Below are 20,142 nucleotides of genomic sequence, written 5' to 3'. Positions count from 1 at the left end.
ATGATCCGCACGGAAGAGATGCTTTTGAATGTAGGACCTCAGCATCCGAGTACACATGGTGTGTTCAGGCTCGTAATTAAGATTGACGGGGAAATTATTAAAGAAGCTACACCTGTTATTGGATATTTGCATCGCGGGACCGAAAAGATCGCTGAGAGCTTACAGTATACGCAAATTATCCCTTATACAGATCGAATGGACTATTTATCAGCCATGACGAATAATTACGTCATTTGCCATGCTGTGGAGGCGATGATGGGGCTTGAAATTCCGGAGCGTGCCGAATACTTGCGAGTACTTGCGATGGAGTTAGGAAGAATTGCGAGTCATCTCGTTTGGTGGGGGACGAATCTTCTTGATATAGGAGCGGTCAGCCCGTTTTTGTACGCGTTTCGTGAACGAGAGATGATTATAAATTTATTAAATGAATTATGCGGGGCACGGCTTACTTTTAACTATATGAGAGTTGGTGGTGTGAAGTGGGATGCGCCAGATGGTTGGATTGAAAAGGTGGAAGAGTTTGTTCCGTATATGAGGGAGCAATTAGCAGGTTATCATGATCTTGTTAGCGGTAATGAGATTTTCTTAAATCGTGTGAAAGGCGTTGGTATATATAGCGCGGAAGAAGCGATCTCGTATTCTTTAAGCGGAGCAAATTTGCGGTGCACTGGAGTAAACTGGGATCTTCGCAAAGATGAGCCGTATTCGATTTATGATCGTTTTGATTTTGATATTCCTGTTGGAAGCGTGGGAGATGCTTGGGATCGCTACGTTTGCCGAATGCAAGAAATCGAGGAGTCTTTAAAGATTGTTGAGCAAGCGGTTCAGCAGTTCCCGAAAGATGGAGCTGTGCTGGCAAAAGTACCGAAAATTATTAAGGCACCTAAGGGAGAAGCATTTGTACGTATCGAATCGCCGCGCGGAGAGATTGGTTGTTATATCGCAAGTGACGGAAAGAAAGAGCCGTACCGTTTGAAGTTTCGTAGGCCATCTTTTTATAACTTGCAAATTTTACCGAAGTTATTGAAAGGTGAAAACATCGCTAATTTAATTACGATTTTAGGTGGAGTTGATATTGTACTTGGGGAGGTTGATGGCTAATGATTGAGACGCTCTTACAATCACCTTCAAGCTGGACGAATTTCTTCATTTTTTTCGGATTAGCGGTACTTCTACTATTTGCAGTCCTTGGCTTCGTTACATATGGAATTTTGGCAGAACGGAAAGTGATGGGGTTTATGCAAGGGCGGATTGGACCAAACCAGGTTGGAGGCCGATTCGGTTTACTGCAAACGGTAGCTGATGTTTTAAAACTATTATTGAAAGAAGATAGTATTCCGAAAGCAGCAGATAAACCGCTGTTTATATTAGCGCCTGTCATTGCATTTGCACCAGCATTTATGGTGCTTGCGGTTATCCCGTTCACTGATAAATTTCAATTTGCAGATATTGGAGTCGGGCTACTTTATTATATTGCTGTTTCCGGTATTACGACGATAGGTGTTGTAACTGGGGGATGGGCATCGAATAATAAATATTCCCTTTTAGGAGGGATGCGTGCGGCGGCGCAAATGATTTCTTATGAGATTCCGCTCGTAATGAGTGTAATTGGCATCGTTTTGCTAGCTGGTAGTCTGAATTTAAATGAGATTGTAGCGGCGCAGGAGAAGGTCTGGTACATTTTCGTACAGCCAATTGGATTCGTCGTTTTCTTAATCGCAGCAGTTGCAGAGTTAAATAGGACGCCATTCGATTTGCCGGAAGCGGAGTCAGAACTTGTTTCTGGATATCATACGGAATACTCAGGTTTTCGCTGGGCGTTTTTCATGCTTTCAGAGTACGTATATTTCTTCGGGATGGCATCGTTAATTACAGTGCTCTTTTTAGGCGGATGGAATCCAGTCATGTTTCTTGGATTTATCCCAGGTGCCGTATGGTTTGCTTTGAAATTTAGCAGTGTAGTCTTTCTATTAATTTGGTTCCGCGTTACGTTCCCACGTATAAGAGGTGACCAGTTAATGGAGTTTGGATGGAAAGTATTATTGCCGATTGCACTTGCAAATATTTTCTTAACGGCATTGATTAAGGAGTTATTCTTCTAATCTATGAGGGGGGTGCCAGTAAGAGATGAAAGGACTATTTAAAGGGTTAAAATATACATTAAGTAATTTGAGCAAGAAGAAGGTAACGTATGATTATCCAAATCAACCGTTGCCGTTGCCAGACCGTTTTCGGGGGATTCAAAAATTTTATCCGGAGAAATGTATTGTTTGTAATCAGTGCTCTAACATTTGTCCGACAGACTGTATTCAGTTAACAGGAAAGAAACATCCGGATCCTACGAAAAAAGGAAAAATTATCGACACGTATGATATTAATTTTGAAATTTGTATTCTTTGTGATTTATGTACAGAAGTTTGTCCGACAGAGGCAATTGTCATGACAAATAACTTTGAACTCGCGGAATATTCACGTGATTACTTATTTAAAAATTTGCAGTGGCTTGACGAAAACGACGAAAACGTCAGGAAGGAGAATAAGGCATGAATGGCGAGTTTGTAGCATTCTTTATACTATCCTTGTCTGCAATTATCGGCGGTGTTCTTATGTTGAACTTAACGAAAGTTATGCACATGATGCTAGCTCTCGTTCTGACATTTCTCAGCATTGCAGGTTTGTATTTTCTTTTGTCAGCCGAATTTATAGGCGTTGCACAAATTTTACTTTACTCTGGTGCAATCACAATTATTATGATTTTCGGCATTATGTTAACGAAACATAACGCGGAAAATGAATCGCGTCTTACTCTTCGAAAATGGATTATCTTCTTTGCAGTTGTAGCATTTGGAGCGGTTATGTATTTCGCTGTTAATAATGTTGATTTTGCAAATGAAAGCACACAAGGAAGTTTACCTCTCCATGAAAACAACACACTTCAAATCGGTACGCTTCTCTATTCAAAATATATTATTCCATTTGAACTAACTTCAGTTATTTTACTTGTAGCACTCGTTGGCGCAATTATACTTGCGAAAAAGGACGAGAAAGAGGAGGATTCCAATGAGTAGCGTTCCAGCTTCTGCATATTTAACACTTGCGATTATTTTGTTTTGCATCGGTCTATTTGGAGCTTTAACAAAGCGGAATACAGTAATCGTATTAGTTTGTATCGAATTAATGCTGAATGCTGCCAATTTAAACTTAGTGGCGTTTAGTAAATTAGGCTTATTTCCGAATTTAACAGGTCAAATTTTCTCACTGTTTACGATGGCTGTAGCGGCAGCGGAAGCGGCGGTAGGACTCGCTATTTTAATTGCTTTATATCGTAATCGTACAACAGTTCAGGTGGATGAAATGGATACGCTTAAAGGATAGCATTGTGACCGAAAAAGGGGGAAGGAAACAATGATCGATTATGCATGGCTCATACCGCTTTTCCCACTCGTTTCGTTTTTGTTACTTATTATATTCGGGAAGAAAATTAGAGAAGGAAGCAGCGTACTTAGTATTTTTTTCGTCTTTCTCTCCTTTATACTTGCGGTACTTGTGTTAATAGAAAGGTTTTCAGAAGCAAGCGTGAAGCATAAGTGGGTGTGGCTTAGAGCTGGAGATGTGGATATATCATTCGGCTTTGAAGTAACTGCATTAGGAGCTTTAATGTTATTTATCGTGACGCTTGTGAGTCTACTTATACATGTGTATTCGAAAGGTTATATGAAAGGTGATGAACGATTACCAACCTTTTACGCATATTTAGGACTCTTTACATTTGCGATGTTAGGGCTTGTTATATCAACGAATTTATTACAGCTTTATATATTTTGGGAATTAGTTGGGCTTGGTTCATTTTTACTTATCGGTTTTTATTTCTTTAAAGAAGAAGCGAAGGCTGCTGCAAAAAAGGCTTTTATTATGACCCGTATTGGGGATGTTGGTTTATTTATCGGGATGATTTTAATTTTTTGGTACGCAGGTAGTTTTGAATATGACGCAATATTTAGGGCGATTTATACAGGGGATCTACCTCCTTACATGATTACAATAACAGCGATATTAATTTTTATCGGGGCGATGGGAAAATCAGGTCAGTTCCCCCTTCATACGTGGTTGCCAGATGCAATGGAAGGGCCAACGCCCGTTTCGGCACTTATTCACGCGGCGACGATGGTCGCAGCTGGCGTATATTTAGTAGCGACGATGTTCCCTCTATTTTCAGCAAGTACAGTGGCGATGCAGACAGTGGCAATCGTTGGAGCTTTCACTGCAATCTTTGCGGCCTCTATTGGTCTTGTGCAAACAGATATAAAGAGGGTGCTTGCTTATTCTACAGTTAGCCAGCTCGGGTATATGATGCTCGCGTTAGGTTCTGCCGGTTATGTAGCTGGTATATTCCATTTAACGACACACGCTTTTTTTAAAGCACTATTATTTTTGGCGGCAGGAAGTGTAATTCATGCTGTGCATACGCAAAACATTAATAAAATGGGCGGTTTACAGAAGAAGATGAAAGTAACTGGTACGCTATTTTTAATAGGTACCCTTGCCATTAGCGGTGTTCCGCTGCTTTCCGGTTTTTTCAGCAAAGATGAAATTTTAGCGGCGACGTGGATGAATGGCAATTACGTTTTATTTACTTTAGCGGTAATTGCGGCGTTTTTAACAGCATTTTATATGTTCCGCCTATACTTTCTTGTCTTTACTGGAGAAACGAAGACGAAGGAAGAAGTGCATGAATCGCCTCGCGTTATGACGTATCCAATGATTGTTCTCGGCGTTCTTGCGGTAGTGGCAGGATATATAAATACACCATGGTTTGGGACATTTCTCGGAGATTGGTTGACGAAAGATGTAGGGTTTAAGGTTGAAGAAGCGCATGGACCAGTTTGGATTATGATTGTTGCGACACTCGTTTCATTTGCGGGAATCGCTCTTGCATATTTCATATATTGCAAGAAATCAATTTCTAGAGATTGGGCTGGGGGTACGGAAACATCTCTTTATAATCTTTTGAAAGAAAAATATTATGTGGATGAACTATACAACATGACGGTGATCCCTATTACGAAAGGAATCGCTCATGTGCTTCGCTTATTTGAAATGTATGTAGTCGAAGGAATTGCAGTTTTAATTGGAAGTGTAGTTAAAGGCACAAGTAATCTTGGATCGAAACTTCAAAACGGGAATGTACAAGTGTACGGTACTGTAACGGCGGTTTCGCTCGCTGTACTCGTCATTATTTTGCTCTATACGGGAGGGGATTTACGATGAATGATTTGTTGTTAACGTTCTTCATTTTTTCCCCGCTTTTAGGAATTTTATTGCTTGTATTAACACCGAAAAAGGAATTGCGTACAGTGCGAGCGCTTGGCTTATTTGGGACGGCACTTCCATTTGGAATCGCTATCGTCCTCGCTTGTACATATGCTTCTGGAAAGAATTTGTCACTATTCGATGAAAAGATGAAATGGATTAAGTTCGGCGATTTTACAGCGGTAGATAAAAGGTGGTTTTCTATTTATTACGAGCTCGGTATTGATGGTTTGTCGCTTGTCATGATGGTACTGACGGCTCTTCTAGCAACGCTTGCAGCAATTGCAGCCTTTTCTATTAAAAGAAATTTAAAAGCATTTTATATGCTGTTACTCATGCTAGAAATAGGAATGCTCGGCGTCTTTGCTGCTCAAAACTTAATGTTGTTTTTTATCTTCTTTGAAATTACGTTGCCACCAATGTTCTTATTAATTGGAAAGTGGGGAAAATTGTCGAGTGAAAAGGCTGCGTATAGTTATTTAATATATAACGGTATTGGCTCAGCTATTTTGCTCATTGTTTTCTCAATTTTGTTCGCGAAAACAGGTACAACAAATATTGTGGAGCTGAAAGAGATATTAAGAAGCGTAAACGCAGAGGGAGCACTCGTCATCCCAAGTAGTTTGCAGCTTAGTGTATTTATTGCCATAATGATTGCTTTTGCAATTAAACTACCTGTTTTTCCGTTGCACCGCTGGATGGTCAATGTACACATAGAAGCGCATCCAGCTGTAGTTATGCTTCATGCGGGTGTTTTGCTGAAGATTGGAGCGTACGGTATTATTCGCTTCGGGAAAGGGCTATTCCCGGAATATTTTCACGATGTTGCAACACTAATTGCGATATTAGGCGTAATTAATTTATTATACGGTGCCTTTTTAGCGCTCATCCAAACGGACTTTAGGAAAGTACTGGCTTACTCTAGTATTTCGCATATGGGAATTGTGTTAATGGGACTTGCGTCACTTAATGCACCTGGTACACAAGGAGCGTTATTCCAGGTTGTATCACATGGTTTAATTGCAGCCTTGCTGTTTTTCTTACTCGGTGTTATAGAACAACGTTTCGGAACATCAGACATTACAGCGCTTGGTGGACTCGCAAAAAGTGTCCCAGTACTTAGCGGCTTCTTCTTAGCAGGAGGAATGGCATCGCTTGGATTACCAGGGATGTCTGGGTTTGTTAGTGAATTTCTTGCCTTACTCGGTTTATTTCAAGGAGAGCCCGTCATTGCTGCAGTCGGTGTGATTGGCATCATTTTAACCGCTGTGTATGTATTAAGGGCGACACTTCAAGTGACATTTGGAAAGAAAGAGTGGGAAGCAAAATCTGATATACACGGATGGGAGTATGTCCCTGTTTTACTACTTATCTTTTGTATTATTGCAATTGGAGTTATGCCAGAGATACTAGGGGATCCGCTTCAAAATACATTGAAAACATTGGGGGTGAAGTAGGATGGATATGAATACGTTACTTAGCTTATCGTGGCATCTAATGGTGCCAGAATTTATTATTCTCGGCGCCGCCATCCTCCTTTCCATATGTGATTTGTTTTTTAAGCTGAACCATAGATATGTAGCTCTTGGTGCGATTGCTGCCATCGTATTAGCAATCGTGTCATTAATTACTCTATATAGCGAACCGGCAGGAGATATTTTAAATGGATCGTTTGTGTTAGATGGATTTTCAAAAGGGTTTAAAACGTTGCTATTAGGTGCCTCAGCTCTCATTTTATGCACCGCGATGAGCGATGATAAGAAGAATCCAATCGAAGATAAGGGCGAATATTATTATTTATTTTTAATGGCGCTTCTTGGTGCGATGTTCATGGCTTCTAGTGTTGATTTTATTACCCTTTTCGTTGGTTTGGAGTTACTTTCACTTTCTTCTTATATTTTAGTAGGAATACGAAAAAAGAGCCGTGCATCAAATGAAGCGGCAATGAAATATGTCATTAGCGGAGGAATTGGAACGGCGATTACGCTCTTCGGAATGAGTTATTTATACGGTATTACAGGTTCAACTAACATTGTAGATATGCAAAAGGTACTCACTGGGGAGCTCGCTAGTGGTATTCAGTTATTGTTAGCTCTCGCATTTCTTTTATTGCTAGTTGGTCTCTCATTTAAAATTGCCACAGTGCCGTTTCATATGTGGGCACCTGATGTGTATGAAGGAGCGACTACACCTGTTACTGCTTTTCTTGGAACGATTTCTAAAATTGCTGGGTTCCTACTCATTATTCGTTTGTTCCTTATGATCTTTGCAAGTGTATTAATACAAGGAGATATGCAATCTTTATATGGGCATATGAGTATATATATTGCAGTGCTAGCAAGTATTACGATGATTGTTGGGAATGTAGTCGCGTTAAAACAATACAATATAAAGCGTTTATTTGCTTATTCAGGCATTGCACATGCGGGGTATTTACTCGTTCCACTTGTGGCATTATCACCATTTACGATGGATAGCATGTGGTTTTATATGCTGGCATACATGCTTATGAATATAGGCGCATTTGCCATTATCCACGGCTTAATCTTACAAAATGATGAGGAAAATATAACAATTTTCACAGGTTTATATAAAAGGTCGCCATTTACAGCGATAATGATGACAATTTTTATTTTATCGTTGGCTGGGATACCAGGAACGGCTGGATTCATTGGAAAGATTAATATCTTTTTAGGCGCACTTCATGTAGAGCCAGCACATTACGTACTAGCTTCGATTATGATGGGTACGACGGTTGTTTCATTCGTATATTATTTCCGTATTTTACAACAAATGTTTTTCCGCACCGGAGAGACAGAAGAGAGAATACGGTTACCGTTAAATATAAAGGTTGTTATGAGTCTTTGTGCAATTTCGATTGTAATACTAGGGATTATGCCGATGATTGGGTACAATTTCTTTTATGAATATTTTCCATTAATGAAAGATTTCTTCTTCTTAGGGAACGTGGTACAATAGTGAAAATAAAAGGTGTGGAGTCAGTACTCTGCGCTTTTTATTTTGTGTTAACTTGTAATGTAGATATACGTTTTTGGAAAGAAAATCACGATGTAAAATGTAAGATGTCTATGTGCATTTGAAAAAGTGTAGCTCCTACTTATTATGGTATCGTTTTTATATTCTTTCATAAGTAGTAGCTGAGTAAAAAGGGGTCGATTTTTTGGCACAACTTTTAGGGCAACAAGCACTGATTGCCATTGTTTCGCATTTATTGTTTATTACCATTACGTGGTGGGCCTTACAAGGCATTCACATTGAGCGTTTAATGAAGTCCGGAAAAGTGCTGCAGACGCGAGTATTACTCATCTTAATTACAATTGCAATTGGGACATCTGTAAGTAACTTTTTCCTTGATTATTTAGGCTATTCGAAGAGTTTAACGTATTTAGTAAAGTAAGTGTATAGAACCTCAAATCTCCGTTAACAATGGGGATAGGAGGGGATGAAATTGAAGCTTAAAGCCATTCTTATTGTTGCACTTAGTGTTGTTTTATTTTTGGTTGGATATAGAGAGATGAAACCGATAAGCGATGAAAAGAAAATGGAGAGCATGATCAAGGCTTTAGAGAAAAATGATGCTAAAGTAGAAAAATGGTCATGGTTAGCGAGAGAAACAAAAACAATTTCTAACATACATACGTTTCAAAAGTTGTTAAACGATGTGAAGGAAAAGGCAAATATTCAAAAGTGGGAAGTAGAGCAATCTCCAGATGGATATAAAGCTACATCCTATAAAAAGCTTTCTTCTTATGAAGAACGAGTAGTAGTAACTTGGAGTAAAGAAAATACTAAAGAAAACACTTTCATTATCTTTGAAGTAAGTGGGGCGAAATGGGACCCGAAGTATGTTCAAAACATGAATAAAATTTTTAGTGAAAAACCTATAATTTACACTTGTGTTCAAGGTGTACTGAATGATAAGATTGAAGGTGTTTTGCAAAATAAAACCAATCAGGTTTTGAAAGATCTTTCAGCAAGAGCGATCGAACAAGTAGAAGAAAGAGCATTTGTGTCAGTCTCCGCATACAATAAAAAGTGGGATGACGCTCTTTCAACAAATAGAGAGAAAATAAATGTGCAAATAGCAATACGTTCTACAGACAACAAAGATACAATTGTGGTTGGCACACCGATCATAACTTCTGAGTATTGAGTGAATAGATACTGAAAAAAGGACACGGAGGGGAATAATTTGGAAAAGATCATCGTCCGTGGCGGAAAGCGGTTAAACGGCACAGTGCGTGTTGAGGGCGCAAAAAATGCTGTATTACCTATAATCGCTGCAGCCCTATTAGCGAGTGATGGAAAGAATGTACTATCTGAAGTACCAGTTTTGTCTGATGTATACACAATTAATGAGGTATTACGTCATTTAAATGCTGAAGTCGTATTTGAAAATAATCAAGTAACAATCGATTCTTCTAAAGAACTAAACATTGAAGCACCATTTGAATATGTACGTAAAATGCGTGCATCTGTTCAAGTAATGGGACCATTATTAGCACGTAACGGTCGTGCTCGTATTGCACTTCCTGGTGGATGTGCAATTGGTTCACGTCCAATTGACCAACATTTAAAAGGCTTCGAAGCAATGGGAGCAAAAGTACAGGTTGGTAACGGTTTTGTTGAGGCATATGTTGAGGGAGAACTAAAAGGAGCTAAAATCTACTTAGACTTCCCAAGCGTAGGCGCGACAGAAAACATTATGTCTGCAGCTACATTAGCAAAAGGGACAACAATTCTTGAAAACGCAGCGAAAGAACCAGAAATCGTTGACTTAGCTAACTTCTTAAATGCGATGGGAGCGAAAGTACGCGGAGCTGGAACTGGAACGATTCGTATCGAAGGCGTTGATAAATTATATGGTGCAAACCACTCTATTATTCCTGACCGTATTGAAGCGGGAACATTCATGGTTGCAGCAGCAATTACTGGTGGAGACATCTTAATTGAAAATGCTGTACCTGAACATTTACGCTCAATTACAGCGAAAATGGAAGAAATGGGTGTTAAAATTATTGAGGAAAACGAAGGTGTACGTGTTATCGGCCCAGATAAGTTAAAAGCGGTTGATATTAAAACTATGCCCCACCCAGGTTTCCCAACAGACATGCAATCACAAATGATGGCATTATTACTACAAGCTGATGGAACAAGCATGATTACAGAAACGGTATTCGAAAACCGCTTTATGCACGTTGAAGAATTCCGTCGTATGAATGCTGATATTAAAATTGAAGGTCGTTCTGTTATTATGAACGGTCCAAACAGCTTACAAGGTGCTGAAGTAGCAGCAACTGACTTACGTGCTGCAGCTGCATTAATCTTAGCTGGTTTAGTATCAGAAGGTTATACTCGTGTAACTGAGTTAAAACATCTTGACCGTGGCTATGTAAACTTCCATAAGAAATTAGCTGCATTAGGTGCAACTATTGAACGTGTAAACGAAAAAGTAGAAGAAGTGAAAGAACAAGAAGTTTCTGATCTTCACGCTTAATTAAAATAGTCTCTATGTCTTTTGACATAGGGGCTATTTTTTTGGGTTATTACTGTTATAGTCAATAAATTCTATACTTATGCACGTACCAGTAAAAATATTTAGAAAATTTCTGTTTTATACTCTTCCCCTTAAGTATGTTCTAAAAGAAAGAGTTGTTCCATAAGAATGAATGGAGTAAAGCTTTTATATTGGAGGAAAATAGGATGAAATTTTCAAAGCCACTTTTTATTACAGTAGCGCTCTTAATAGCGCTCGTTATCATTGTACCTGCAGCCCTTGTTATTCCATTTGCGAAAGCAAAAGTAGGGGAAGAAACGGCCTCTAAAACTCCTCCAGCGATAGAAAGCATACCAGCTCCAGGAAAAGTGGATACAGCTGTTCAAGTTGCTGTATATCGCGAAAAACAGAAGAAGGTAGAAACATTACCAGTGGAGGAGTATGTGACAGGTGTAGTAGCTTCTGAGATGAATGCCAGTTTTGAAATAGAGGCACTAAAGGCGCAGGCATTAGCAGCGAGAACATTTGTAGTACAACGTATGTTAAGCGGAGGAAAGAAAAATAATGCGGATGTGACAGATACGGTGAAAGATCAAGTGTACAAAAGCAAAGATGAATTGAAGAAGCAATGGGGTAATAACTACGAAAATAATTTGAAGAAAATCGAAGAAGCCGTTTCGAAAACAGCAGGACAAGTTTTAACGTATGATGGAAAACCAATTTCAGCATCCTTCTTTTCAACGAGTAATGGCCGAACAGAAAATGCAGCTGACTATTGGGGAAATGATTATCCGTACTTGAAAAGTGTAGATAGTCCGTGGGATCAAGCCTCTCCAAAGTTTACGAGTGAGCAAACATTTACAGTAGCTGATTTTCAAAAACGTCTCGGTGTGAAAGTGTTAGCAGACGGGAAGGTTGGAAATATTAAAGACCTTACGGAAGGAAAGCGCGTAAAGGATGTAGCTTTTCAAGGAAAAACATTAACAGGAAAAGAAGTTCGTGAAAAGTTAGATTTACGTTCTTCTGATTTTACGTGGAAACAACAAGGAGATAAAATCATCGTTACGACGAAAGGCTTCGGTCACGGCGTTGGTATGAGTCAATATGGGGCGAACGGCATGGCAGCGGAAGGAAAGAAATATACAGATATCGTCGCTCATTACTATAAAGGCGTTGAAATAAAGACGATGAATGATTATGAAGGAAAATTGATGGTGAAGAAATAGGTGTCAGAACTCTGGCATCTATTTTTTGTTTAAAATATCATAATTTTCCATTAACTGTTTGATATAATAGGATAAAAAGGCATTTGGGGGAAATGAAATGGCGTTACTAGAGTTGAAACAATTAGGGAAGACGAACCAGTTACCGGCAATTGAGCTAAAGGTTGAGAAAGGACAATGTATTGTTTTGCAATGCAATAATCATACAGCTAAAGTGTTACACCGCATTATTATTGGTGAAGAAGAAGCTTCGACTGGCAATGTACTGTTTGAAGGAGAAGCAATTGGAAAGAAAAATTATTCCCGCATCGGCTTTTGTTTTTTGAAGGATGAGGCATATGATCGTTTGAAGGTGAAAGAATACTTTAAGTTTTTAATAGGGCTTTATGAATCAAAGATAAGTATAGAAGAAGTTGTGCAGTCTGTTGGTCTCCTAGATAAGCTAAACGTTAAAATAGAAAAACTATCATTTTCAGAGAAGCGTCGTCTTCATATTGGACGAATAATGATTCATAATCCGGATTTAATTATTTTGGAAGAACCGGAGCAAAATGTAGATATAGAGAGTACGGTTATTATTCGAAAAGCAATTATGAAAATGAAAGAGCAAGGAAAGGCAATCTTTATTACGTCATCATTTTTATCGGATGCCCTTTCGTTAACAGAGGATGTATACATATTAAACAATGATGGTGTGAAAAAGATAGAAATTGAGCAAGAGGAAGTGGAAGAAGTCGGTGAAGAAAAAGTCATTCAAATGATTCCGCAAATGAAGTTAGAAAGAATACCTGCGAAAGTGAACGATAAAATCATTTTACTTGATCCGATGGAAATCCATTTCATTGAAACGCAAAACGGAGTAACGCATATTCACGTTCGTGAAGGTGATTTCGTATGTGCATTAACATTAAGTGAACTAGAAGCAAGATTAACAGGTTTTGGTTTCTTTAGATGTCACCGCTCGTATCTTGTGAATTTACAAAGAGTACGAGAAGTGATTACTTGGACTCGTAACAGTTTTAGTTTAATTTTGGATGACGAAAGAAAAAGTTCAATTCCGCTTTCAAAAGGACGCATGGATGAATTAAAAGGCGTGATTGGGCTATAAAAAGTGTTCCAATAAGCTCAACATGCGATTCATTCACCGGTAAAAATACTCCTTTTACCGGTATTTTACTGCGTAATCCCTTTGTTTTTCATATGATTGAGTCAAGAAAAGCGAAACAAACGAACGAAAAGCGCTAAAGCGACTTTCATCTATAAAGAAGAAAAACAAAGGGGATGAAGAAATGACATTGGCAATTGAAATGAAAGATGTAATGAAAAGTTTCAGTGGAAAAACGGCACTTCGAAATGTAAATATTGAGGTGAAGCGAGGAGAGATATTCGGATTCCTCGGACCGAGTGGATCTGGTAAGACGACAACAGTAAAAATTTTAACTTCTCAATTGCTTCATAGTGTTGGAACGGTAAGAGTATTAGGGAAAGATATTACAGGACCAAGTAGCATCGATTACAAACGAATTGGTATTTTAACAGATAACAGCGGCTTATATGAAAGACTTAGCATTTATGATAACTTACTATTATTTTGTGACTTATACGATTGCAAAAAAGAACGAATCGATGAAGTACTAACACAAGTAAATTTATTAGATGATAAAAAAACACCAGTAAAGAAACTATCAAAGGGAATGAAGCAACGCGTCACACTAGCGAGAGCAATCCTTCATAAACCAGATATCCTCTTCTTAGATGAACCAACATCTGCACTTGATCCAGTAAACGTACAAAACATTCATAAAATCTTAAAAGACTTAAATGAAGAAGGAACGACGATTTTCTTAACGACTCACAACATGGATGAAGCAGAAACGCTTTGTAACCGTATTGCCTTCCTTTGTGGCGGAGAAATTGTAGCACTCGATACGCCAGAGAACCTGCGCTTACAATACGCTAAGGATCAAATAGAGGTCGTATTAAAAGGTAAACGAAAAGAAGTAGTGCAAAAAGATGAATTAGGCGCAAATCGTATTTCAGAATGGATGAAAAAGGGCGAACTGTTATCTATTCATTCATACGAACCAACGCTAGGCGATATCTTTATTGAAGTTACTGGGAGGGGATTATAATGACATTTTCAATGAAACGGTTTTCGGCTATTGTAAGAAAAGAAATAAGTGATGCAGGTAAAAACTCACAAGTTATATTAATGGCGCTATTACCTATTCTACTTGCTGTATTTTATAGTAATATGGATTCTATAAAAGAGTTCTTTGCAGGTTTTATTATTGTAATGACGATTACCATGGTGGGAAGTTATGTGCAAGCAATTATTATTGCAGAGGAGAAGGAAAAACACACGTTACGAGTATTGATGTTGTCTCCAGCAAGTCCAATAGAAGTTATTTTAGGTAAAAGTGTATTAACTGTATTTTTTGTACTAGCATCTAGTTTTATTAGTTTAGTGATTTTAGATACTTTTAAAGGAAATATTAGTATGCTAGTTATTATTATTTTAATAGGAACATTGTTATGTGTCGTTTTAGGTACTATAGTTGGCTTACTATCCCAAAATATAGCACAAACATCTATATTGGGGCTTCCGATTTTTATAATATTCATAATGGGGCCGATGCTACAAGAAATGGTTAAGAATGAGTTTATTATAAAAGTAGTTAAGCTTCTTCCGACAAATCATGTTATGGAAGCATTGCAAAAAGTTATAAAGGGAGAAGGATTTATTGCAATTCAAGAACATATTTTAAACAATACAATTTGGACTATATGCCTTATCATTCTTTGTATTATTGTGTACAAAAAGAAACAATTAGACTAAAAACTGAGCTAAAAGTGCTCAGTTTTTTCTTTTTTCTATCATTTCCTCGGAAATTTTACAGTTCTTATACATATTTTTACAGATTTTGTCGAAAAGTAATTAGTTATACGTTGTATAGGATACGTGAATATTGTTCAAAATGATTGCTGAGGTGATGATGGAATGCGAGGAAGAAATAATAAAAAGTCGCAAAAGGTAGTACATTTGTTTCAAAAAAGATGGGTGTTTCCGGCACTATACATTGCTTGTGCAGCGGTAATCTTAATGGTTGCGCTATGGTTCCAAGGAGCTAATCCGAAGAAGACTCCAAACCACGATCAAGCAACACCGTATACACAATCGGAAGATCCAGCAGTACCAGTAACGAAATCTTCAGAAGTAGTGAAAATGCCAGCTGCCGCGAATGCGGAAGTAGTCGTACAGAAGAAATTCTATGAAGATGCAGCAACTGAGGCGGAACAAGAAAAAGCACTTGTCTTTTATAACAACACATATTCCCCAAACAAAGGAATTGACATTGCTGCGAAGAATGGAAAAGAATTCAATGTTGCTGCTGCTTTAAGTGGTACAGTAACGAAAGCTGAAAAAGATTCACTTCTTGGTTATGTTGTAACAGTTGATAGTGGAAATGGTGTAGCGGTATCTTATCAAAGCTTAGGCAGTGTGAAAGTAGAAAAAGGTGCAAGAGTTGCACAAGGTGAAGTATTAGGAACATCCGGTCTAAGTGCAATGAATAAAGAGGCAGGCTCTCACGTTCACTTTGAAGTACGTAAAGACAATGTGGCTGTGAACCCTGAACGTTACTTAAATAAATCAGTAACAGAAATTAAAGCTGATGCAGGTGCTGCAAAGGCTACGAATGCTTCTGGTAAAAAAGCTGATGACAAATCTCAAAAAGAAGAGAAGTCAACGAGCACGAAACCAGAAAGTAAAACAGAAGACAAGTCTCAAAAAGAAGAGAAATCAACAAGCGGTTCAACTAGTGATAAAAAAGAAGAACCGAAGAAAGAAGAAAAATCAACAAATGGTTCTACAGAATCATCTAACGATTCTTCTTCACAAGAATAAGAAAGTGAAAAAATCAGTTCCCACTAGGGGAGCTGATTTTTTTATTTTTATCCCGCATTAAAGGGCAGTAAGACCCCTACTTCAAAATTTAGTGAAAGCTAAGAAGTTAGATCGGGGATCAACTGCCCGTAAAAGCCCGATTGGTGAAAGCTAATAATCAGTGGGAAATGGCACCCACTGATTAAAGTTTCACTTTATATAAAAATACTCAATTTCGAGAAAAAAGTTGTAAAAACAAGGAAAAATGACGAGATTCTCGAATATATATTATAAAAGGGAGGGGATACTGTGTCATTTTTATTTGTTCTGTCGACTGCTATTATTTTATTGTTTGTTTTATTCACCTTATATTATTATATTGCCGGTAAGAAAGAGGTTCCCCACCATCAATTATTAGAAGAAGAGTTTGAAAGAGAAGAATGACGCCTTACATATAAGGTGTCTTTTTTTTCGCCAAAATAGTCACTGTTAACGTATTTCTCACAAAAAAACGTAATTTTTCTTAACTTAGTCCGCAAAAATAGTGAACATGTAGCATATATCAGTAGTGCGGGCAATACAATGGTATAAACCAAAGCAAAGAGAGTGTTTGAGGTGAGAAATCGTGAATCATTTCATTATAAATCCAAGAATGTTTAACGCTTACAAACAGCACTCACACTTACTTCTTAGTCGTATGCAGCGAGGCTCATTTCACCCTTCTCACATCCAAATTAGGGAGGCGAGTGGTGTGCACGATTACATCAAAGAGAGAACTATCAAGATTGGTAAGTATATCGTGGAGACAAGAAAGACAGTGCGTGTCATTGCAAAGGAATTTGGGGTATCAAAGAGTACAGTCCATAAAGATTTAACAGAACGTCTACCAGAAATTAATCCAGAGCTCGCAAATGAAGTGAAAGAAATTCTTGATTATCATAAGTCTATTCGTCATTTAAGAGGTGGAGAAGCAACAAAGCAAAAGTATAGAAAAGAAGATGTAGAGAAGCCTGTACGTCAATAATGTTACAGTAGCAAACATTCCGTTCACATTCGGTAATATTTTTCAGAAGAATTCTTTTTGCGAATATTACGTTTCTGTTAAATTTATGATAAAATCAGAAATTAGGTGAAAAGAATTCGGGTGTAACCTGATTTTGAATATCGAGGAGGAAAAAACGGGAATGTTTGCGCGAGATATCGGAATTGACCTAGGTACGGCTAACGTATTAATTCATGTTAAAGGTAAGGGTATTGTATTAAATGAGCCATCTGTTGTGGCAATTGATCGTAATAGTGGTAAAGTATTAGCAGTAGGTGAAGAAGCGAGAAGTATGGTGGGACGTACGCCTGGTAATATTGTAGCAATTCGTCCACTTAAAGATGGTGTAATCGCAGATTTCGAAATTACAGAAGCAATGTTAAAGTATTTCATTAACAAATTGGACGTAAAGAGCTTCTTTTCAAAACCTCGTATTTTAATTTGTTGTCCAACAAATATTACATCAGTAGAACAAAAAGCAATTCGTGAAGCTGCTGAACGTTCAGGTGGTAAAACAGTATTTTTAGAAGAAGAACCAAAAGTAGCCGCAGTTGGTGCTGGTATGGAAATCTTCCAACCAAGCGGTAACATGGTTGTTGATATTGGTGGAGGTACAACAGATATCGCTGTACTATCTATGGGTGATATTGTTACCTCTTCCTCTATCAAAATGGCTGGCGATAAGTTTGATATGGAGATCTTAAACTATATTAAACGTAAGTATAAGCTATTAATCGGAGAACGTACTTCAGAAGATATTAAAATTAAAGTTGGTACAGTATTCCCAGGTGCACGTAGCGAAGAGCTTGAAATTCGCGGACGTGACATGGTAACAGGCTTACCACGTACAATTACAGTATGCTCTGAAGAAATTACAGAAGCATTAAAAGAAAATGCAGCTGTTATTGTACAAGCTGCAAAAGGCGTATTAGAGCGCACACCACCAGAACTATCTGCAGATATCATCGACCGCGGTGTTATTCTAACAGGCGGTGGAGCTTTACTACACGGTATCGACATGCTTCTAGCAGAAGAACTAAAAGTACCAGTATTAATTGCTGAAAACCCAATGCACTGCGTTGCGGTTGGTACAGGTATTATGTTAGAGAATATCGACAGATTACCAAAGCGTGCTTTGAGATAATTTGAAAGAACTAAGGCTAATGCCTTAGTTCTTTTTTTCGTTTTTATATTTTTTTATTTTGTTTTTTTGCGAAAATGGAAGGAAAATAGAGAAATATGAAGGAAACAGGTAAAATATTCATATATATGGTTAAATTTAATATTTCCTTAATTGAAAACGTTTATAATATAATGAGTCGAATACGACATTAAGGCAAATAATGTTTCAATACATATTGCCTTTCCCTAATTTGGGCATACACTCTTTTCCACCTCCGTGTCAGTTGCAAAAATGTGCAACTATTTTAATGGAATAGAGTGTGTGCATTTTTTTTAGGAAGTTGTGCTAAATATAAAATGTTACTTTGTAATGACAAACAATAAACAAAATGGGATAATAGCAATATGTCCAAGTGGTAAGACCAATATTACAAAAGGGGCGATTGTTACATGCTAAATATAGAACAAATTAAAGAAATCATTCCTCACCGCTATCCATTTTTACTTGTTGATAAAATATTAGAAGTAGATGAAGGCAAAAGAGCGGTTGGGATTAAAAATGTATCCGCAAACGAAGAATTCTTTAACGGACACTTCCCTGACTATGCAGTTATGCCTGGTGTACTTATTGTAGAAGCATTAGCACAAGTCGGAGCAGTTGCAGTATTAAAGAAAGAAGAAAACCGCGGAAGACTTGCTTTCTTTGCAGGTATCGACAATTGCCGTTTCAAAAAACAAGTACGCCCAGGTGATCAGCTTCGTCTAGAAGTAGAAATGACACGCGTACGCGGCCCAATTGGAAAAGGAAAAGCAATCGCAACAGTAGATGGTGAAGTTGCATGTGAGGCAGAAATTACATTTGCAATTGGTGATAAAAAAGAATAGATAGTACTAAAAAATCTCCTTGTGAAAAAGACAAGGGGATTTTTTGTTTACTGCTATATAACGATGAAAAGATAATATACAAACTAATCAGAAAATATCTTGTGAATAGATGGTAATTACCATATACTTACTTTATTATTTATTTAGAAAACAGGATAAGTGATAAAGGTAATAAAGAAATAAAGGCATTGTCATATTGTTAAGGTACTTAAGTAAGACAAAGTAGAATGTTATTGATTATGATGAGATATGGGGAAATCAGCAAAAATATTAATTAGACGTATGAAATCGAGCATAAAAGAGAGAAAAGGGAAATGTCGCATTTCACAAAAGGAGATTATGAATATGTTCGGGAGAAAGAAAAGAAAACCATTACGACAATTAATTACATATAAAGAGCCTAAATCGCGTATTACAGAACAATACCGTAACATTCGTACAAACATTGAATTTACATCTGTAGATAATCATGTTCGTTCTATTATTGTTACTTCAGCCGATCCAGGTGATGGGAAAACAACAACAATCTCAAACTTAGCAGTTGTTTTTGGACAACAAGGAAAGAAAGTTTTATTAATTGGAGCTGACTTGCGTAAGCCGACGATACAAAACTTATTTGCCATTCATAGTTCAAATGGGTTAACAAACTTATTATCAGGACAAGCAAAACTTATGCAATGCATTCAAAAAACAGATATAGAGAATGTATACTTAATGGCAGCAGGTCCAATCCCCCCAAACCCAGCAGAACTATTAGGGAGCCGGGTAATGGACGAGGCATTGCTAGAAGCATATAACATGTTTGATATTATATTAATCGACACACCACCTGTGCTTGCGGTTACGGATGCACAAATACTAGCGAACAAATGTGATGGAATCGTACTCGTTGTACGAAGTGAAAAGACAGAAAAAGATAAAATCGTAAAAGCGAAACAAATATTAGATAAAGCATCAGGCAAAATACTCGGTGTCGTTTTAAACGATAAAAGAGAAGAAAAAGAGCAGTATGGTTATTACTAAAATAGAAAAAAGCCAATAAGAATGAAGTGACCCCCGAAAGTTAGACAGGTCGTTTCATTAGGCAGCCTCTAGGGTATGAGCCCGGTATTGTACTGGGCTCATACCCTTTAATTTTGCCTTAATTCTTTTATGG

At 37.7% G+C, this 20,142-nt stretch carries 22 protein-coding genes; 21 read left to right on the top strand and 1 reads right to left on the bottom strand.

The annotated features are described in order from the left end of the window. The 21 genes from nuoD (at position 1) to ACUN13_RS23790 (ending at position 20,009) form a co-directional block, all read left to right on the top strand. Positions 1 to 1,101 (top strand): NADH-quinone oxidoreductase subunit NuoD, encoded by a 1,101-nt coding sequence (nuoD, locus tag ACUN13_RS23890; RefSeq protein WP_445423990.1) that lies wholly within the window; start codon positions 1 to 3, stop codon positions 1,099 to 1,101. Continuing rightward, positions 1,101 to 2,102, top strand: coding sequence for an NADH-quinone oxidoreductase subunit NuoH (gene nuoH, locus ACUN13_RS23885; RefSeq protein WP_000573426.1), 1,002 nt, complete (start codon positions 1,101 to 1,103; stop codon positions 2,100 to 2,102). The genes nuoD and nuoH overlap by 1 nt, the downstream gene beginning before the upstream one ends. Before the next feature lie 25 nt (positions 2,103 to 2,127). Further along, on the top strand, positions 2,128 to 2,547 hold the full coding sequence (gene nuoI, locus ACUN13_RS23880; RefSeq protein WP_025688652.1) for an NADH-quinone oxidoreductase subunit NuoI: 420 nt from the start codon (positions 2,128 to 2,130) through the stop codon (positions 2,545 to 2,547). After that, positions 2,544 to 3,068, top strand: a complete 525-nt coding sequence (locus tag ACUN13_RS23875; RefSeq protein WP_001012812.1) for an NADH-quinone oxidoreductase subunit J — start codon at positions 2,544 to 2,546, stop codon at positions 3,066 to 3,068. Before nuoI ends, ACUN13_RS23875 begins: the two co-directional genes overlap by 4 nt. Beyond that, the gene (gene nuoK / locus ACUN13_RS23870) at positions 3,061 to 3,375 is read left to right on the top strand and encodes an NADH-quinone oxidoreductase subunit NuoK (protein ID WP_000100079.1); all 315 of its coding nucleotides are present in this window, start codon (positions 3,061 to 3,063) and stop codon (positions 3,373 to 3,375) included. The genes ACUN13_RS23875 and nuoK overlap by 8 nt, the downstream gene beginning before the upstream one ends. A 30-nt stretch (positions 3,376 to 3,405) precedes the next feature. Further along, positions 3,406 to 5,268 (top strand): NADH-quinone oxidoreductase subunit L, encoded by a 1,863-nt coding sequence (nuoL, locus tag ACUN13_RS23865; RefSeq protein WP_025688654.1) that lies wholly within the window; start codon positions 3,406 to 3,408, stop codon positions 5,266 to 5,268. Next, positions 5,265 to 6,767 carry an NADH-quinone oxidoreductase subunit M gene (locus ACUN13_RS23860; RefSeq protein WP_445423989.1) on the top strand — a complete coding sequence of 501 codons (1,503 nt, stop codon included), beginning with the start codon at positions 5,265 to 5,267 and terminating at the stop codon, positions 6,765 to 6,767. Before nuoL ends, ACUN13_RS23860 begins: the two co-directional genes overlap by 4 nt. A gap of 7 nt (positions 6,768 to 6,774) precedes the next feature. Then, on the top strand, positions 6,775 to 8,289 hold the full coding sequence (nuoN, locus tag ACUN13_RS23855; protein ID WP_342761920.1) for an NADH-quinone oxidoreductase subunit NuoN: 1,515 nt from the start codon (positions 6,775 to 6,777) through the stop codon (positions 8,287 to 8,289). A 202-nt stretch (positions 8,290 to 8,491) separates the two neighbouring features. Next, the gene (locus ACUN13_RS23850; protein WP_000057889.1) at positions 8,492 to 8,728 is read left to right on the top strand and encodes a DUF1146 family protein; all 237 of its coding nucleotides are present in this window, start codon (positions 8,492 to 8,494) and stop codon (positions 8,726 to 8,728) included. Positions 8,729 to 8,779: 51 nt separating this feature from the next. Continuing rightward, positions 8,780 to 9,484 carry a YwmB family TATA-box binding protein gene (locus tag ACUN13_RS23845; protein WP_025688661.1) on the top strand — a complete coding sequence of 235 codons (705 nt, stop codon included), beginning with the start codon at positions 8,780 to 8,782 and terminating at the stop codon, positions 9,482 to 9,484. Between the two features lie 39 nt (positions 9,485 to 9,523). Continuing rightward, positions 9,524 to 10,828 carry a UDP-N-acetylglucosamine 1-carboxyvinyltransferase gene (gene murA, locus ACUN13_RS23840; protein WP_000411274.1) on the top strand — a complete coding sequence of 435 codons (1,305 nt, stop codon included), beginning with the start codon at positions 9,524 to 9,526 and terminating at the stop codon, positions 10,826 to 10,828. A 206-nt stretch (positions 10,829 to 11,034) separates the two neighbouring features. Next, a complete protein-coding gene (gene spoIID / locus ACUN13_RS23835; protein ID WP_000672663.1) occupies positions 11,035 to 12,054 on the top strand; it encodes a stage II sporulation protein D in 1,020 nt (339 codons plus the stop codon). A gap of 97 nt (positions 12,055 to 12,151) precedes the next feature. Continuing rightward, positions 12,152 to 13,159 (top strand): LytTR family transcriptional regulator DNA-binding domain-containing protein, encoded by a 1,008-nt coding sequence (locus ACUN13_RS23830; RefSeq protein WP_075676678.1) that lies wholly within the window; start codon positions 12,152 to 12,154, stop codon positions 13,157 to 13,159. 181 nt (positions 13,160 to 13,340) lie between these two features. Next, complete coding sequence (locus ACUN13_RS23825; RefSeq protein WP_089607754.1) at positions 13,341 to 14,183, top strand: ABC transporter ATP-binding protein; 843 nt, start codon at positions 13,341 to 13,343, stop codon at positions 14,181 to 14,183. Beyond that, positions 14,183 to 14,890 carry an ABC transporter permease gene (locus ACUN13_RS23820; protein ID WP_006926555.1) on the top strand — a complete coding sequence of 236 codons (708 nt, stop codon included), beginning with the start codon at positions 14,183 to 14,185 and terminating at the stop codon, positions 14,888 to 14,890. Before ACUN13_RS23825 ends, ACUN13_RS23820 begins: the two co-directional genes overlap by 1 nt. 162 nt (positions 14,891 to 15,052) lie before the next feature. Then, positions 15,053 to 15,958 carry a M23 family metallopeptidase gene (locus ACUN13_RS23815; protein WP_001214926.1) on the top strand — a complete coding sequence of 302 codons (906 nt, stop codon included), beginning with the start codon at positions 15,053 to 15,055 and terminating at the stop codon, positions 15,956 to 15,958. A 288-nt stretch (positions 15,959 to 16,246) separates the two neighbouring features. Further along, positions 16,247 to 16,381 carry a hypothetical protein gene (locus ACUN13_RS23810; protein WP_000008901.1) on the top strand — a complete coding sequence of 45 codons (135 nt, stop codon included), beginning with the start codon at positions 16,247 to 16,249 and terminating at the stop codon, positions 16,379 to 16,381. Positions 16,382 to 16,688: 307 nt separating this feature from the next. Continuing rightward, the gene (gene spoIIID, locus ACUN13_RS23805) at positions 16,689 to 16,961 is read left to right on the top strand and encodes a sporulation transcriptional regulator SpoIIID (RefSeq protein WP_000544012.1); all 273 of its coding nucleotides are present in this window, start codon (positions 16,689 to 16,691) and stop codon (positions 16,959 to 16,961) included. A 160-nt stretch (positions 16,962 to 17,121) separates the two neighbouring features. Beyond that, complete coding sequence (locus ACUN13_RS23800; protein WP_000457978.1) at positions 17,122 to 18,123, top strand: rod shape-determining protein; 1,002 nt, start codon at positions 17,122 to 17,124, stop codon at positions 18,121 to 18,123. 428 nt (positions 18,124 to 18,551) lie between these two features. Continuing rightward, positions 18,552 to 18,986, top strand: a complete 435-nt coding sequence (fabZ, locus tag ACUN13_RS23795) for a 3-hydroxyacyl-ACP dehydratase FabZ (protein WP_000931959.1) — start codon at positions 18,552 to 18,554, stop codon at positions 18,984 to 18,986. Positions 18,987 to 19,331: 345 nt separating this feature from the next. Beyond that, positions 19,332 to 20,009: a CpsD/CapB family tyrosine-protein kinase gene (locus ACUN13_RS23790; RefSeq protein WP_445423988.1), complete on the top strand. Its 678-nt coding sequence runs from the start codon at positions 19,332 to 19,334 to the stop codon at positions 20,007 to 20,009. Between the two features lie 57 nt (positions 20,010 to 20,066). Here the strand turns inward: ACUN13_RS23790 and ACUN13_RS23785 are convergent. Beyond that, the coding region (locus tag ACUN13_RS23785; RefSeq protein WP_142309144.1) for an IS3 family transposase at positions 20,067 to 20,142 on the bottom strand (76 nt) is incomplete at its 5' end.

The organism is Bacillus cereus group sp. Bce041, from assembly GCF_052646455.1.
This window is presented reverse-complemented; position numbering and strand designations above follow the sequence as displayed.

Excerpts from the sequence above, each read along its gene's own strand:
- nuoD (WP_445423990.1), top strand. The coding sequence starts at position 1 with ATGATCCGCACGGAAGAGATGCTTTTGAATGTAGGACCTCAGCATCCG.
- nuoH (WP_000573426.1), top strand. The coding sequence starts at position 1,101 with ATGATTGAGACGCTCTTACAATCACCTTCAAGCTGGACGAATTTCTTC.
- nuoI (WP_025688652.1), top strand. The coding sequence starts at position 2,128 with ATGAAAGGACTATTTAAAGGGTTAAAATATACATTAAGTAATTTGAGC.
- ACUN13_RS23875 (WP_001012812.1), top strand. The coding sequence starts at position 2,544 with ATGAATGGCGAGTTTGTAGCATTCTTTATACTATCCTTGTCTGCAATT.
- nuoK (WP_000100079.1), top strand. The coding sequence starts at position 3,061 with ATGAGTAGCGTTCCAGCTTCTGCATATTTAACACTTGCGATTATTTTG.
- nuoL (WP_025688654.1), top strand. The coding sequence starts at position 3,406 with ATGATCGATTATGCATGGCTCATACCGCTTTTCCCACTCGTTTCGTTT.
- ACUN13_RS23860 (WP_445423989.1), top strand. The coding sequence starts at position 5,265 with ATGAATGATTTGTTGTTAACGTTCTTCATTTTTTCCCCGCTTTTAGGA.
- nuoN (WP_342761920.1), top strand. The coding sequence starts at position 6,775 with ATGAATACGTTACTTAGCTTATCGTGGCATCTAATGGTGCCAGAATTT.
- spoIID (WP_000672663.1), top strand. The coding sequence starts at position 11,035 with ATGAAATTTTCAAAGCCACTTTTTATTACAGTAGCGCTCTTAATAGCG.
- ACUN13_RS23830 (WP_075676678.1), top strand. The coding sequence starts at position 12,152 with ATGGCGTTACTAGAGTTGAAACAATTAGGGAAGACGAACCAGTTACCG.
- ACUN13_RS23825 (WP_089607754.1), top strand. The coding sequence starts at position 13,341 with ATGACATTGGCAATTGAAATGAAAGATGTAATGAAAAGTTTCAGTGGA.
- ACUN13_RS23820 (WP_006926555.1), top strand. The coding sequence starts at position 14,183 with ATGACATTTTCAATGAAACGGTTTTCGGCTATTGTAAGAAAAGAAATA.
- ACUN13_RS23815 (WP_001214926.1), top strand. The coding sequence starts at position 15,053 with ATGCGAGGAAGAAATAATAAAAAGTCGCAAAAGGTAGTACATTTGTTT.
- ACUN13_RS23800 (WP_000457978.1), top strand. The coding sequence starts at position 17,122 with ATGTTTGCGCGAGATATCGGAATTGACCTAGGTACGGCTAACGTATTA.
- fabZ (WP_000931959.1), top strand. The coding sequence starts at position 18,552 with ATGCTAAATATAGAACAAATTAAAGAAATCATTCCTCACCGCTATCCA.
- ACUN13_RS23790 (WP_445423988.1), top strand. The coding sequence starts at position 19,332 with ATGTTCGGGAGAAAGAAAAGAAAACCATTACGACAATTAATTACATAT.